The 13,240-nt window shown below is 34.8% G+C and carries 18 protein-coding genes and 1 pseudogene; 1 reads left to right on the top strand and 18 read right to left on the bottom strand.

All coding sequences use genetic code 11. The features are described from left to right. Positions 1–3: 3 nt before the first annotated feature. The 17 genes and pseudogenes from H140_RS15030 to nfuA all read right to left on the bottom strand — a co-directional run bounded on the left by H140_RS15030 (position 4) and on the right by nfuA (position 12,263). Positions 4–1,038, bottom strand: coding sequence for a VENN motif pre-toxin domain-containing protein (locus H140_RS15030; RefSeq protein ID WP_019671794.1), 1,035 nt, complete (start codon positions 1,036–1,038; stop codon positions 4–6). Between the two features lie 133 nt (positions 1,039–1,171). Next, complete coding sequence (locus tag H140_RS15025) at positions 1,172–2,059, bottom strand: hypothetical protein (protein ID WP_019671793.1); 888 nt, start codon at positions 2,057–2,059, stop codon at positions 1,172–1,174. Between the two features lie 37 nt (positions 2,060–2,096). Then, positions 2,097–3,128, bottom strand: a complete 1,032-nt coding sequence (locus H140_RS0101005) for a putative toxin (protein ID WP_208596149.1) — start codon at positions 3,126–3,128, stop codon at positions 2,097–2,099. A gap of 239 nt (positions 3,129–3,367) precedes the next feature. Then, positions 3,368–3,844 carry a tetratricopeptide repeat protein gene (locus H140_RS0101000; RefSeq protein ID WP_019671791.1) on the bottom strand — a complete coding sequence of 159 codons (477 nt, stop codon included), beginning with the start codon at positions 3,842–3,844 and terminating at the stop codon, positions 3,368–3,370. Beyond that, positions 3,834–4,424 (bottom strand): hypothetical protein, encoded by a 591-nt coding sequence (locus tag H140_RS0100995; RefSeq protein ID WP_019671790.1) that lies wholly within the window; start codon positions 4,422–4,424, stop codon positions 3,834–3,836. Before H140_RS0100995 ends, H140_RS0101000 begins: the two co-directional genes overlap by 11 nt. A gap of 163 nt (positions 4,425–4,587) precedes the next feature. Then, positions 4,588–4,878, bottom strand: a complete 291-nt coding sequence (locus H140_RS0100985) for a VENN motif pre-toxin domain-containing protein (protein WP_019671788.1) — start codon at positions 4,876–4,878, stop codon at positions 4,588–4,590. Between the two features lie 318 nt (positions 4,879–5,196). Beyond that, positions 5,197–5,781, bottom strand: coding sequence for a hypothetical protein (locus tag H140_RS0100975; protein WP_019671786.1), 585 nt, complete (start codon positions 5,779–5,781; stop codon positions 5,197–5,199). After that, positions 5,768–6,307: pseudogene (locus H140_RS16175) on the bottom strand (polymorphic toxin-type HINT domain-containing protein); the annotation flags it as partial. The pseudogene H140_RS16175 and the gene H140_RS0100975, both read right to left, overlap by 14 nt. A gap of 139 nt (positions 6,308–6,446) precedes the next feature. Beyond that, positions 6,447–6,926, bottom strand: a complete 480-nt coding sequence (locus tag H140_RS15015) for a DUF677 domain-containing protein (RefSeq protein WP_227672869.1) — start codon at positions 6,924–6,926, stop codon at positions 6,447–6,449. Positions 6,927–7,283: 357 nt separating this feature from the next. After that, entirely contained in the window at positions 7,284–7,775 is a 492-nt protein-coding gene (locus H140_RS0100960; RefSeq protein WP_019671783.1) for a DUF7832 domain-containing protein, read from the bottom strand. Between the two features lie 282 nt (positions 7,776–8,057). Next, entirely contained in the window at positions 8,058–8,486 is a 429-nt protein-coding gene (locus H140_RS0100950) for a DUF3969 family protein (RefSeq protein ID WP_019671781.1), read from the bottom strand. Positions 8,487–8,692: 206 nt separating this feature from the next. Next, positions 8,693–9,349: a hypothetical protein gene (locus H140_RS0100940; protein WP_019671779.1), complete on the bottom strand. Its 657-nt coding sequence runs from the start codon at positions 9,347–9,349 to the stop codon at positions 8,693–8,695. Continuing rightward, positions 9,346–9,765: a hypothetical protein gene (locus H140_RS13650; protein ID WP_019671778.1), complete on the bottom strand. Its 420-nt coding sequence runs from the start codon at positions 9,763–9,765 to the stop codon at positions 9,346–9,348. Before H140_RS13650 ends, H140_RS0100940 begins: the two co-directional genes overlap by 4 nt. 88 nt (positions 9,766–9,853) lie before the next feature. Beyond that, a complete protein-coding gene (locus H140_RS16170; protein ID WP_051086833.1) occupies positions 9,854–10,291 on the bottom strand; it encodes a VENN motif pre-toxin domain-containing protein in 438 nt (145 codons plus the stop codon). A gap of 191 nt (positions 10,292–10,482) precedes the next feature. After that, positions 10,483–10,833 (bottom strand): hypothetical protein, encoded by a 351-nt coding sequence (locus H140_RS0100925; RefSeq protein WP_227672870.1) that lies wholly within the window; start codon positions 10,831–10,833, stop codon positions 10,483–10,485. Positions 10,834–10,911: 78 nt separating this feature from the next. Further along, positions 10,912–11,127 carry a hypothetical protein gene (locus tag H140_RS0100920; protein WP_019671776.1) on the bottom strand — a complete coding sequence of 72 codons (216 nt, stop codon included), beginning with the start codon at positions 11,125–11,127 and terminating at the stop codon, positions 10,912–10,914. A gap of 485 nt (positions 11,128–11,612) precedes the next feature. Then, a complete protein-coding gene (gene nfuA, locus H140_RS0100915) occupies positions 11,613–12,263 on the bottom strand; it encodes a Fe-S biogenesis protein NfuA (RefSeq protein WP_019671775.1) in 651 nt (216 codons plus the stop codon). Between the two features lie 553 nt (positions 12,264–12,816). Between nfuA and H140_RS15735 the strand changes: the two genes are divergently transcribed. Further along, positions 12,817–12,981, top strand: a complete 165-nt coding sequence (locus H140_RS15735) for a hypothetical protein (RefSeq protein WP_019671774.1) — start codon at positions 12,817–12,819, stop codon at positions 12,979–12,981. Between the two features lie 6 nt (positions 12,982–12,987). Here H140_RS15735 and H140_RS0100905 read toward each other — a convergent pair. Continuing rightward, the coding region (locus H140_RS0100905; protein ID WP_019671773.1) for a transposase at positions 12,988–13,240 on the bottom strand (253 nt) is incomplete at its 5' end.

Raw genomic sequence — 13,240 nt, 5'->3', positions numbered from 1 at the left:
ATTTTAATCCTTTATATTTAAATGACCATTTCTCATAATTGTCTTTTTCCAGCTTATACTCCCCTGTTTAGATACATTTTTTAACATTTCGAACTCTTCAAAGTTAGCCTGTATGCCTGTGGTGGCAAAACTTGAGTTTGGTTTAGGGCTTGGACGTCTATATTGTCTCATGCCATCTTTACTGATCCATACATTAGGATTTTGTTGTGATACTCTATATCCTTGACCTACCCACGCTCTCCCCATGGAATCTGCTTCTGCTCTTGTAGCATTACCTATACTGAAATTCCCTTTACTTCTAGAAGCTGTTCTCAGCATACCCGACATGTTAGCCAGTTGCTTCAACTCATTTTGACTAAAAGTTCTTGATGCAACTGATCCCGCTCCAGATCCTATAGCATTCATAGAAACCAGTGCTACAAAATAAGGGTCCTTTAATCCCTGTTCCCAAGCTCTTACATAATTCGAAAAATCGCCTCGCATGACAGCCATTTGCATTTGATTTAAGGCTGCGGGATTACTTTCAGTAAGCTTAGCCATGCCCACAATATTTTCTATAAGAATAGGAGATGTGTTCATGAATTGTTGTATTTCATGATTGCGGACTAAGAAATTAACTTCTTTAGTTGCTGTATTATAAGCAGTATATCCAATAATCTTTCCCTGTTTATTGCGATACTCTATTAAACGCCATTTACCATTATACATCTGAGTTGGCCTAGCTGTTGCACCTTGATCTTGAAATTCTTTTGTACAATTTGTCCAGTTTAGGCAGTGATCTTCAAGTACATTTAAAGCATTATTCTCAACAGCCACTCCAGCACTATTTGCCGCAGTATCAACATTCGCACCCACGACAGCTGCCACTGCACCAGCTACTAATTTAGCTCTATTTAAAATATCCTGACGCTCTTTTACTGAAAGATTACTCTCATTACCTTGCTCTACTAAATAATCCCCAACCATCTCACCAACAGCCGCACCAATTGCCCCTGCATCACAGCTTTGGTTTTTAGCACTTGCTGCAATACAGCCCACACCAGCCGCCGCTAGCTTATGGGCTAAGTTACGGGCAAAGTCATCAGCATCAATGGGCTTAGCTTCTGTTAAAGGCTTTCTATAAAGAAGTTGAAAAGGGAAGGAGGTGCATAATTCTATACTATAATTTAGTCTATATTTTACTCCAGTCTAATACCGAATCAGAAAGTAGGCGAAACTCAGGCACATGAAACACACTACCAGCAGTTTTTTGTGCTAACTCAAAGTCAGGGAAAAAATCTTGACCATATATATAATAAGCCTTATCTTTTTGATAAAACGCCATCGGATCTAAATGATTTTTTACCGCTTGGCGTATTTGTTGAAACTCTTCAAATTTTTCATAACTGTCTGTAATATTTTCAGTTAATTGCAAATATACCGTATCATCACTAAGTTGCTCTACTTTATATACAGGTGCAGACAATATCTTATCCATACCGAATAAACGCACATAAGCATCACCAAATACGGTTCCCCAATAAATATCATCTAACCAGTGTCTAAGATTGTTGGTAAGTAAATAAATAGATACCGCATATGAGTTTTGATAATGCTTTAACTCTTCTAACACGGCATCTCGATAGGCATCATGTATAACATCAATATAGGCAATATCAGCTTTAAACTGAACTGAGCTTGTTTTGACATAGCTAATCAATTCATCCATATTAGTTTGAGATAATATACTTGTTATACTCTCATCAGAATGAGTGGGTAACAACTGACCTGTTCTATTATCAATAGCTCTAGTGAAACTACCCGTTGATTGTGTTTTTTTATGACGCCTCCAATAAAAACTTGGCCAAAGTGTCGGGTCGAATAGCAGTCGCATTTCTTCTTCCCAGTCGGTATCCTCACCAAAAGGGCGATTGATAGGTTCGATCATATTCCACCGAGTCGGTGTCATACTGGGTAGCATTTTAAAATGTAGATTAAGCCGAGAAGCTAAATCTCGATAATCATGCATTGGTAAACGGCTCAATATTTGAACATCTACTTTATAAGCTGCTCTTTTCATTGTTTACACTCACTTTGAATTATGTAGACTAAAAGCATTAATATAACTTATCCTTATTTTGATCATATCTTTTTATACTACCTTTAGAAGCATATATTGCCTTTCGTAAAGGTTCAGATACAACAGTATCTTTACCTATTATTAAGTGAATAGGTTGTTTAGTTGCGATATAACCTCTAAATTGATTTGACATACTTAAGTATTTAACATTTTTTACCTCAACTAAATTAATCTTCTTGTTGCCAATCTTAGCATCAGGTATAAAGCGTATCAGCCCTTTTTCAGTGACAATTTCTGTAACTTCCGAATTCTTATTTACCGTTATGCCCAAATCTTTACCCAATCGACTTAAAGCACCTTTTTCAAAATCACTGCCTTTAAGGCGATTAATTCTAATTTGGTGAGTCCATTTTGAAACCTGATCGGAAACTTTATAGCCATCTTGCTTTAACTGAGATACTTCTTTGCTATTAATGCCAATTTTTTTCTGAATATCAGCTATTCTTTTGGCTGAATGACCACTCGTTTTAAAGTCAGTTCCTGTCAGTAAATCTATACTAGCTAAAACTCTTGAGGAAATATTAGAGTTTTTGGAAAATATGGTATATAAATCATCTGCTATATTGATCAACTCCTCTTTACCTGTATTTTTTAAAGAGGTTTTGAGCTCTTTTTTAAACTCAGCAAGATTTTTTACTTTTTTTACATCAATGTGCTTGAAAGCTTTGTATAGAACTTTGCCTGTAGTAGTGAAGAATTTTAAAGCATTGTTCTCAACTGCTGTTTGAGCTGTTTGAGCTGCAGTATTGACATCTGTACCAGCTAAAAGAGCGATAGTACCTGCTGTTAATTTACTCGCATTAATTATGTTACGCTCTTCTTCACTATCATAAGCAACACCATCCATAGGTGGCGGAAACATCTCTGCTACCATCTCACCGACAGCGGCACCAATTGCGCCTGCATCACAGCTTTGGTTTTTAGCACTTGCTGCAATACAGCCCACACCAGCCGCCGAGAGCTTATGGGCTAAGTTACGGGCAAAGTCATCAGCATCAATACCTTTCACCCCTTTACTAAACGCCTCTCCTGCAAAGACATCCACTAAAGAGGTGCGTAAGCTGTTGGTGAGTTTAATTTGTTTTGAAAGGCTAAAGTTGCATTTACTAAGCATAAAAAAGGTGAGTTGTTTTTATAACTTATCATGGTATAAAAATAACTCACCCTTATTCTTATTCTTATTCTTATTCAAACTATTGATTTGGTTAGTGGTTCATGGTAGCGTTTCATTTGAATCAGCTTTGAATGCTAATTTTTAATTATGGCTTTTAAAGAATCTAAGCTCTTTCTAATTAACTGATCTTGTGGATCTATAGCAAGGGCATCTTCATAACACTTTTTAGCGGATTCTAACTCTCCTATATCAATTAACAAAGCACCTAAATCAATATAAGCATCGACAAAATCAGGTTCTATTTCGATTGATTCTTGGTAGTATTGAAAAGCTTGAACGAGATCATTTTTATTTAAAAAGTCAGAAGCCCATAGATAATAATATCTCGATATCTTATAATTACTATCTTTTTCATATGCCTGATTGTAAAAATCGAATGCAGCACTATAGTTCTTTTTATAGAACTCTGCATTTCCTTCACATTCCAAAAATGCAACATCTGGTAGATTTGAGTTTTTTAGCAACTCATACCCCATATCAAAATTATTATTTTTGAATAAATTAGTTATTTTTTTAACTGTATTTTTAATCTCAATATTTCTATTTTTCATAAATCTTCACTCCATTTTTCTTAATTATTTTATTGAAATTTTCAAGAATATCAGAAGGAACTCCAATATTAGTCAAGCCAGGTGCAGTGATGCCTTCAGTATTTAGTTTAATAGCCTTAACACCTTTAGAGCCTTTTTGGTCAACCGCTTTTGACATCAAAGAGTTATAACCACTCGGTTCGAGTTCAAATCTGACGATTACTTCTGGTTCAGTGACTCCTCGATTACTAAAGGCTCTTACTTTTTCTAAATCTTCTGAAAGATATTTACTACTATTAGAGCCTATTTTAGGTGGCTGTAATTTATTGGTTCTTAATGTTAGATTAGCCTCCGTAATAGACATTTTTCTATACACATATACTTTACTAGCTGCAGACTTAGCTACTATAGTACCTGACGCATTCGTTGCAAGAAACAAATAATAACTAGGTGAAGTTAACGCATCTTTCCATGATTGGCTGAAAGCCTTAAAATCTCTATTCATGATAGCCATTTCGGCATCATGCTGATATTGAGGTTTATTTTTAGCTAATTTAGCTAAATCAACAGCTAATCGAATATTGTCAGGGTGTGCATTCATAAAGTCTTAGATTTCATTTCTACGAATAATAAAATCAGTATTTTTTGTGATTTTATTATAAGCTGTATATCCAACAGTCCAACCATCTTTATCGAGGATTTCAATTAGTTGCCAATCACCATTATGCATAGATGTTTGTCTAGAAATTATACCTCCTTGTTCCCTAAATTCTTTCATACAATTTGTTACAGTGATCTGGAAGCCAATTTATAGCATTATTCTCAACAGCCACCCCTGCACTATTTGCCGCAGTATCCACATCTGCACCAACGGCTAAGGCTACTGTACCCGCTACTAATTTAGCTCTATTTAAAATATACCGTTTATCTGCTGCTGAAAGATTACTCTCATTACCTTGCTCTACCAAGTAATCCCCAACCATCTCACCGACAGCGGCACCGATTGCGCCTGCATCACAGCTTTGGTTTTTAGCACTGGCAGCGATACAGCCCACACCAGCCGCCGCGAGCTTATGGGCTAAGTTTCGGGCAAAGTATCTGTATTTAAACCTTTGGCATCAATACCTTTTACCCCTTTACTAAACGCCTCTCCTGCAAAGACATCCACTAAGGAGATGCGTAAGCTGTTGGTAAGTGCCTAATGTTTGAAAGTCTACATTTGCATTTACTAGGTGTAAAAAAGGGTAAGTTATTTTCACACCTTGTCAAAGTATAAAAATAACTTACCTTTTTTAATTCAGTTCACTGTTTTTAGTTAAAACAAAGGATTAGACGCTCAGAAAGCTTTTCATATAAACCTAGCTATATAAATATCAGCCATACTCAGCTTGGCAAGTCAATAGAGTAGTAGCTGTGGTTTCATCTAAATTTTCATGAACAACACGCCAATTATCTATATATTTTTGAAAAATATTAGCTAAAGAGATGTCATAAACTATGCTTAACATATAATATCCATCTATAATCATAGAAATAAATTGACTCTTAGAGTCTATCACCATAAAACCACCTGTCATCATTTGCATCATTGATCCTGAAGCTTTTGTTAAGAACTCAACTTCAAAAGGCGTTTTCGCTATCATTAATGGATTGAATTTACTAAAATTATCTACATCGTCATTATTCAAAGGTATCCAAAGTAAATAACTTTCTTGACTTCTGAATTGGTTAATCAAATCAGAAAAAAGCTGAAATTGTGAAAATACATTATGATAATCAGAAAAATCTATTAACAGTAATGCATTACCTATGAGCTCTTTTTGAAAGCAGGGTAGTTTCAAGTTCTGTCTATTTGTAATAGTAGCTATTTTTTTTAAATCCTGATCATTTAATAAGTTATAGTACTCTTTTAATGGATCATCTACATCACACCAAGGCTTCATGTTATGGTTTTTCATACCTAATCTCCATCACCTTACTTCCATTAGATTTTTGAACTTCAATAGTTTTTGGACCAGTACTACTATCTCTTAAAATTATTTTTGTACCATCTTGAAGTTTAGTGATTTTTAGGTTTACATCATCTCTAATCACTTCCTTAGGATTGGCAGTTAACCATTTATAGTCCGCCAGTCTGCTTCTTGATCGTTCTTGGGTAAAATTCTTTACCCCACTACCTACTGTTGAGTCAGATGCAGTTGACAGTACTTTATCTAATCTATTTAAAGTCAACTGACTTGCTCCTTGAAATCTTGGGGAACAAGCATTATGCACCCAAACCCCAAACTCACCGATGTGATAAGTATGGAATTCATCAACTTCAAAGTTATATACAGTGTCGGTTTTATCTAGCTTGGTTTGGCTAACAACTTTGAGCGTTTGCTCATTATCACGGTTAACAAGCGTCATCCCTGCTTGAAGCATTTTAGCAGATAGCCATCCTGCACTCACTACCAAAAATGGATGTTCTTCTGTGGTTTGGAAAGTTTCGGTATTTTTTTATAAATTGGATAGTATAGATAACAAAGGCTGGATTTAAAACCCAGCCTTTTGTTTTGGTGTTTGGTTTAAGATTTAAGTCTTGATATGTGGGTTTCACTATGTTGCACCTACGCTACGTTTGCTATGGCTCAACGAACACATCTCTATCTCCATCATAAGCTCGATTTATTGTGCCCATAATTTCATCTAAATCCATTCTTACTGTTTCATCCGATAGTGGAGGAATACCATTATTATTAATAATTTTTTCAATAAACTTACTTGGTAAACCTACATCATATTCCTTTACATAATAAGCTAAATCTTCTCTAAATATCCATTCTCCGTCACTCCATTCACATGACCCACCCACTATCGCTCTATCTCTATTTAAACAATCCCCTACCGTGTCAACCCAATCCATTATGCCTGTTGATTGTGTTAGATAATTTAAAACCATAGGTTTTATATCTGGATCTAATTTATTTTTAAAATCATAAATTGAATCTGGGAAATTACTAAACTCTGGGTCAAGTTCTTTAAAAAATCCAACTAAATACATCTTATTCTCCTTATTTTTCAGGTGTAAAGTATCTATAGCTAAACCTAAATTAAAATACACACTCTGTCACCTTTGAGCTATTATTTATTGGTGCGTGGAACGACACCCTACCGATGGTTTTGTATATTAAAATACAGTATTAGCAATAGCGATGAGCGTAACCTATTGATGAGTGCCTCTTCAAAGCTACTGAGGTCTTATGTTTTATAAATATGCATAAAAAAGCTGAGTCTAAACTCAGCTTTTCATTTTTATACCAAATCTAAAAATTAAGCTATCGAGGAAAACGAGTGCAAACGCTACATATAGTAGGTTCAACAAGTTTGACCAAGATAAGTTATTTTTAGAAAAGGTATTATATTAAAAAGATAACCTTTATGTACTTAATGAAGTACATAAATAAGATATATTCAGAAGCTATCTTTTGTGTTTTATAGGAAAATAATCCCCGCCCTTATCAGGATAGTTAATCTCTATAAAAGTCTTAAATGCATTATCTATATCCTCCATTAAGGCTTTGCTTTCTTTAGGTTTATAAGTATTGGTTATTAAGTCTCTTTGTAGCAAAAACTCATTACCATAACTCCACATATGTCTTGTTAGGTCAGGATCATAGTCAATATCAATATATAGTCCGACAAAGTCAGCGACTATGTCATCTTTAAAAAAGTTGCTACAAAGCTTAAAGTCCAGTTGTGTTGATAGAAAGTCAAAACAATCTATTTCCTGATTTCTCACTCGTTTTAACTCATTAATGAATGATTTGTCATGCTCTAGCTCTTCTGAAAGTAACTTTCTTGAATAAGCCCATTCTATGAGATAAAAGAAGAAGATGGCATAGTACTTTAAATCAATTCCATTGATTTCAGAATGCATCTCATAAGAATCAAGTTCAGCAAGTATGCTCATAAGTTTATCCTAAGGTAAATTATTAATTATCATATCTGTAGTTTGGTCTTGCTTCGTTATAGGAATAACCCTTCCAACTCTAGTGCCCGTTTTGTCCGTTCTATTTTTAAACTTCCAAACCGACCAATGCATTTCCTGAGTGTTTGGTTTAATTTCCTGACCTGTACTTTGAATGGTCGCACCATTAACGTTCAAGTTATACCTTTTCTGAAAAATAACCTATCTTTGTCAAACTCGCTAAACCTACTATATGTAGCGTTTGCAATCGTTTTCCTCGCTATGTTAATTTTTAGATTTGGTATTAGGTTTATCTATAGCAATCACCTCTACTTTGTTATCTTTAGGCTTAACCTCTAGATTTTCTACAATTCCTAATGAAGTTATGATGCGTGATGCTTTATGCATATCTTCATAATCGCTATAAACTAAATGTTCACATAATTCGTCTTCCAAAGCTTTCAATTCATTTTGATAGGCTTCTTCACCTACTAAACGGCGAATATCCTCTAGCTCTAATGCTTTAGCTATAATCATTTTAAACTCATCAAGAGTATTGTTATCCTCTACTCTTGACAGAGCACTAGGGCTAAACAGTAAGAAATGAGCTTGGTCAAAATCAATTTTATTTTTCATTAATAAACGAATAAGACCAACCGCTATAATATTAAAAATTAATTTACCTGAATTAAGTTTTTCTGATTCTGTAGTCATTTTCTATTAATCCAACTATTATCAATTGCTCCAACCATCTTTAACTTTGACATCAGAAACCTTCCCAGAAGAATGTTGAAAATAATGAATTGATACTTTTTTACCTTTAGCATATCCATCTTTATATACCTTTTTCCACTCACCTGGCAACTGCTGGTTGTTTTTCCTCGCTTAGCAATTTCTTTGAATCAATATATGATTATACTTTAAGATAGTAGCTTATCGATAATCATTGAGTTTATTGAAATTAAATCATCTTTAAGTACTTTTACTACTTTCACTGACCAATTAATATCATCGAAAAAACTAACTCTTTTTAAAGATCTATCCTTGTGGAAAAATCTTCCATATTTATTATCTTGATCGTCATATTTTTTTTGCTGAATGAAGACTATTTTAGTTTCATTGCCATAATTTACTATAAAAACATAAAAACCTTTATTGGTATATTCTAAAGTGTCTATTTCCCAAAGCTTGTTTCTGTTCTCTTCAACAGCTATATCATAATCTAATAAGTCTTCAAACTTTTTAAGTTCATTATCTGAATACTCTTTAGGATAAAGACCCAAACTAATAACCTGCTCTATTCTATATATATTTACAAAAGATTCCTTTATCAAAGCTATCATTAGCTCTCTATCCTCTAAATAAAACAATTCTTTTGATTGTTGCTGAAAAATATCTCTCTCGTTAAAAGCATCTAAAATTATCTGTTTTTCATTATAGGCTAAATGTGTTGGGAACAATTTCATGTCAATACAAAAATTTACGCTGTACAAATCAGTTGTCAGTTTTTCAATAATGATTGAAAAATCATCATAAGTACCGTCATCTAGATAAATCCCAGGATTACCAAATATCATTTTTTCCTCACAGTTGTATAACTAGTTCCTAATTTAGAAAAAACTTCATTAGGGATATTTTCAACATTTAATCTTTGAGCACTTGGTTGATCTGATCCCGTTCTTCCTGCCCAATGCCATGTGCCATCATTTGCATTAGTATATTGGTGTATATTCCCACTTGAGTCTAGGGAGTACCTTTTCCTCCCAGACTGTACCGAATTGCCAAATAATTCAAAAGAATTTCTAGGCTCTATTCCAGCATTAGCCCTATTACCTGACTGTCCAAGTGTATGTTTTGGATTAGATTTATAAGTAAGACCGTTTTTCGATTTTAATGGATTAGGAACAGGTAAAGGAGGGTTTCCTGATAATAGCCTATTAATTTCTAAAGCAGCTTCACCTTTATTTGCTCTATTTAAACTGGTTCCGACCACTAGATCTATAATAGCTTTAGCATCATTTATATTAACTTCACCATCACTTAAAGTGATTAAGTTATCGACAATATCTAAACTTTCTTCTTTAAGTACATCTTTTAAGTCTTTTATACTTACCTTTCTTTACGGCTACTTTAAAAACTTTACCAGAGACTTTTATTACGGTTGTTGCCACTTTTAAAGAATTATTCTCAACAGCCACTCCTGCACTATTTGCCGCAGTATCCACATCTGCACCAACGGCTAAAGCTACCGTACCTGCTACCAGTTTAGCTCTATTGAGGATGTTCTGTTTTTGTGCGGCAGACAATTCTCCTTCAAAGCCTTGCTCTACCAAATAATCCCCAACCATCTCACCGACAGCGGCACCGATTGCGCCTGCATCACAGCTTTGGTTTTTAGCACCTGCTGCAATACAGCCCACACCAGCCGCCGCTAGCTTATGGGCTAAGTTACGGGCAAAATCATCAGCATCAATATCTTTTACACCTTCACTAAACGCTTCTCCTGCAAAGACATCCACTAAAGAAGCTCGTAAGCTGTTGGTGAGTTTAATTTGTTTTGAAAGGCTAAAGTTGCATTTACTAAGCATAAAAAAGGTGAGTTATTTTTATAACTTGTCATGGTATAAAAACAACTCAACCTTTTAATCTAGCTTTCAATTTTAATTGATAAGTATAAGCAATACTTAAAAACATCTTATTTAAACATATTTTAAGCCGACTTATTTCTATTTTTTATGTACTCATTATAAATAGCAACCTGCTCTTCATGCCTGTCAAAATAAAAATCGAAAAAAGCTCTTTGAGCGAAGCATTTGGGTGTTATGTTATACTCCTCTTCAAAATCACGCCATATAAAGCCGTCTTCATCTTCATGAAACTCTTCACTGTCTTCATAGCAAAATTGATATATGTAACCTTCAGGAATAGTGGGGTCTACAATGTCAAACATGCGTTTATCATATAAAGCAGGTTCTTTTCTATCACCTTCAAGACGATATGAACTTTGTTGTATTTCTATAACTTCATATATTGTATCATGGCTAAGATCGACATTTCCCATAAGTCTTCTGTAGAATTCATCACATTCGTCAATATTTCTTAACCTCACCTTCATAAAATTCCCCTGAAAAATAATAGTTTAAAAAGGATCATGCTCACCAGCTCTTTTCCACCCAACACTAGGAGCATTTTTTAGTTGATACCAGTGGTATTCTCTACCATTATTATCCCAACCTTTCATCTTTTTCCAGTTTTTAGCTTCACCCCCAAACTTTTCAACCAATATATGAACTTTGTCAATTCTTCCACCTTCAGCTATTGATTGTGGTCTATTTGTAGAAATATACTTTACCACTGCATTACTTGGTTTATTTCTATTTGCATAAGCTATATTAAGCCGTTGAAAATCACTTCTGATTAATCTAGCGGTATCTCCTGAACTTTTTTTAAAATCAGTACCAACAATTAAATCAAGTGCAGCTAATAACCTACTTGTTGGCGTACTTGAGCTATTAAAAACATAAAAAAGCTGAGTTACCCCATGATAACTCAGCTTTTATACCCCACTATCAACATCAATAGCTGGCAACATTAATAACGGGTTTCTTGACAGTATATTTCGTCTGTCTGTTGCAAAATACCGAAGAGGGTGGGAAGTCCCCCTTTCTCAGTAACTCTGAAAAGCGTTAATAAAAACTCTGGGGGAACTTTTTAGCTTCGCAAGAGCCAAGCTGTGCTTGGATAAAGAGAAAGGAAGGGAGCCAAACTTTACATAAAATAAAGCCTACATTTTAAGTTGAGATGAGCGCCTTCTATATAAAAAATGACTTTTATAATACGCTATTTATAATAAGCATTTTCAGTCAAACTATGGTCTGTTTCATCAACCACTTGCATCAACTCTGGGATTTGCTGTTTTAACTGTACCTCAACACCCTGACGCAAAGTTAAATCAACGGCTGAACAACCTTGACAACCACCACCGAACTTTAACACAGCGGTTAAACCAGCCTCATCATCTTCAATTAACTCAAGCAGTTGTACGTTACCGCCATGCGCCGCTAGGCTTGGGTTGATTTCAGATTGTAGAACATAATTAATACGTTCTTCAACACTGGCATCTGCACCTACTTTTGGCACTTTTGAATTTGGCGCGCGGAAAGTCAGCTGTCCACCAAAACGATCTTTATTATAATCAATAACCGCATCTTCTAAATAAGGAACCGATGTCGCTTCAATAAAGGCAGTGAACTGCTCAAATGGCATTTGTAAATCAGCAGGATCTTCTTCTCCAGGCTGGTTATATGCCATACAGCACTCGGCTCGAGGAGTACCTGGATGCTCAACAAAAATGCGCACACCTATACCTGGCGTGTCTTGTTTGGCCAAAAGCTCAGCTAAATACTGCTGTGCAGGCTCGGTAATTGTAATATTACTTTTTATATCCGTCTGTTCTGTATCAATAGCAGAAACTGGTGTTGTATCTGTCATAATGGTTCTCTTTTTATTAACAATGTATGTAACAGCTAAAAGGTATGTAACAGCTAAAAGCTAGCTAAGTTTAAAGGTTAGCTAAGTTGGTTTGACGTGGTTAAAGAAGATGACTAAAAAACTCATCTTAACGCATAAATCTGCTAAAAAATTCGCTTTAAATCATGACTTATATCACTTAAAAAACGTCAATAATTCTATTATGACGTTGATTATACATAAATCAAGGTAAACAGGTAGGAATTGATTTGTTTCTATTTTATGCAGCTTATCTATTCTAGTTAGCCTGTTAAGCAAATACCCCATAAAGTCCCATAACAAATAACGCCTAAACTACTAAGACACACCGCCTACACAAGATAACGATCAAAGCAAAGCTAAATTATACAATTTGGCATATAATACACCAATCTCAATTATTAATGTTACCAGCCATTCATGTTGAGAGTGAGGCATATAATAGCGCTTATTAAAAACAGGAAAAACATCTGTCTAAATAAGCACAAGCAAACCCATATAATAAGCGAAAACAAACTAGTTAAGTAGGCGGTATATGAGCGTCATCAGTGCGGTAGTTTCTATTTTTTTACTAATAGCGATAAGCTCTGTTATATCAAGTGCTGAACTTTCTCTTGCATCTGCTCGCAAGATCAAGTTGCAAATCCTTGCTAAAGAGGGAGAAGTTCGTGCTTTAGATGTACTTATACCAATTCCATAAATAAACCTATAAACCAATCCAATCACGAGAAGTTATAGACTGAATGAGCTCGGGCTTGGAACAAAGTCTATTCCAAGCCTTGCAAGCAGCATTAACAATAGCCTCATAACCATCAAAACACCTATTGGATAACCAATGTTGTTTCAAATACGACCACACCTGTTCAGATGGATTTAACTCAGGTGAATAAGGGGGTAATTTAAGCATCGTCACATTATGTAGGTTTAAACTTGGTTGATGCCATAGAGCACCATCCATA

The organism is Psychrobacter lutiphocae DSM 21542, from assembly GCF_000382145.1.
GTDB lineage: Bacteria > Pseudomonadota > Gammaproteobacteria > Pseudomonadales > Moraxellaceae > Psychrobacter > Psychrobacter lutiphocae.
Note: the sequence above shows the minus strand (reverse complement) of the source record. Positions and strands in the feature narration are given on the sequence as shown.

What these genes read in the sequence shown, in the direction of transcription:
- H140_RS15735 (WP_019671774.1), top strand. Translation starts at nt 12,817, where the DNA reads ATGAGCGTCATCAGTGCGGTAGTTTCTATTTTTTTACTAATAGCGATA.
- nfuA (WP_019671775.1), bottom strand. Translation starts at nt 12,263, where the DNA reads ATGACAGATACAACACCAGTTTCTGCTATTGATACAGAACAGACGGAT.
- H140_RS0100950 (WP_019671781.1), bottom strand. Translation starts at nt 8,486, where the DNA reads ATGACTACAGAATCAGAAAAACTTAATTCAGGTAAATTAATTTTTAAT.
- H140_RS0100995 (WP_019671790.1), bottom strand. Translation starts at nt 4,424, where the DNA reads ATGAATGCACACCCTGACAATATTCGATTAGCTGTTGATTTAGCTAAA.
- H140_RS0100925 (WP_227672870.1), bottom strand. Translation starts at nt 10,833, where the DNA reads ATGGGAAATGTCGATCTTAGCCATGATACAATATATGAAGTTATAGAA.
- H140_RS0100940 (WP_019671779.1), bottom strand. Translation starts at nt 9,349, where the DNA reads ATGATATTTGGTAATCCTGGGATTTATCTAGATGACGGTACTTATGAT.
- H140_RS15025 (WP_019671793.1), bottom strand. Translation starts at nt 2,059, where the DNA reads ATGAAAAGAGCAGCTTATAAAGTAGATGTTCAAATATTGAGCCGTTTA.
- H140_RS0100960 (WP_019671783.1), bottom strand. Translation starts at nt 7,775, where the DNA reads ATGAGCATACTTGCTGAACTTGATTCTTATGAGATGCATTCTGAAATC.
- H140_RS0101000 (WP_019671791.1), bottom strand. Translation starts at nt 3,844, where the DNA reads ATGAAAAATAGAAATATTGAGATTAAAAATACAGTTAAAAAAATAACT.
- H140_RS0100975 (WP_019671786.1), bottom strand. Translation starts at nt 5,781, where the DNA reads ATGAAAAACCATAACATGAAGCCTTGGTGTGATGTAGATGATCCATTA.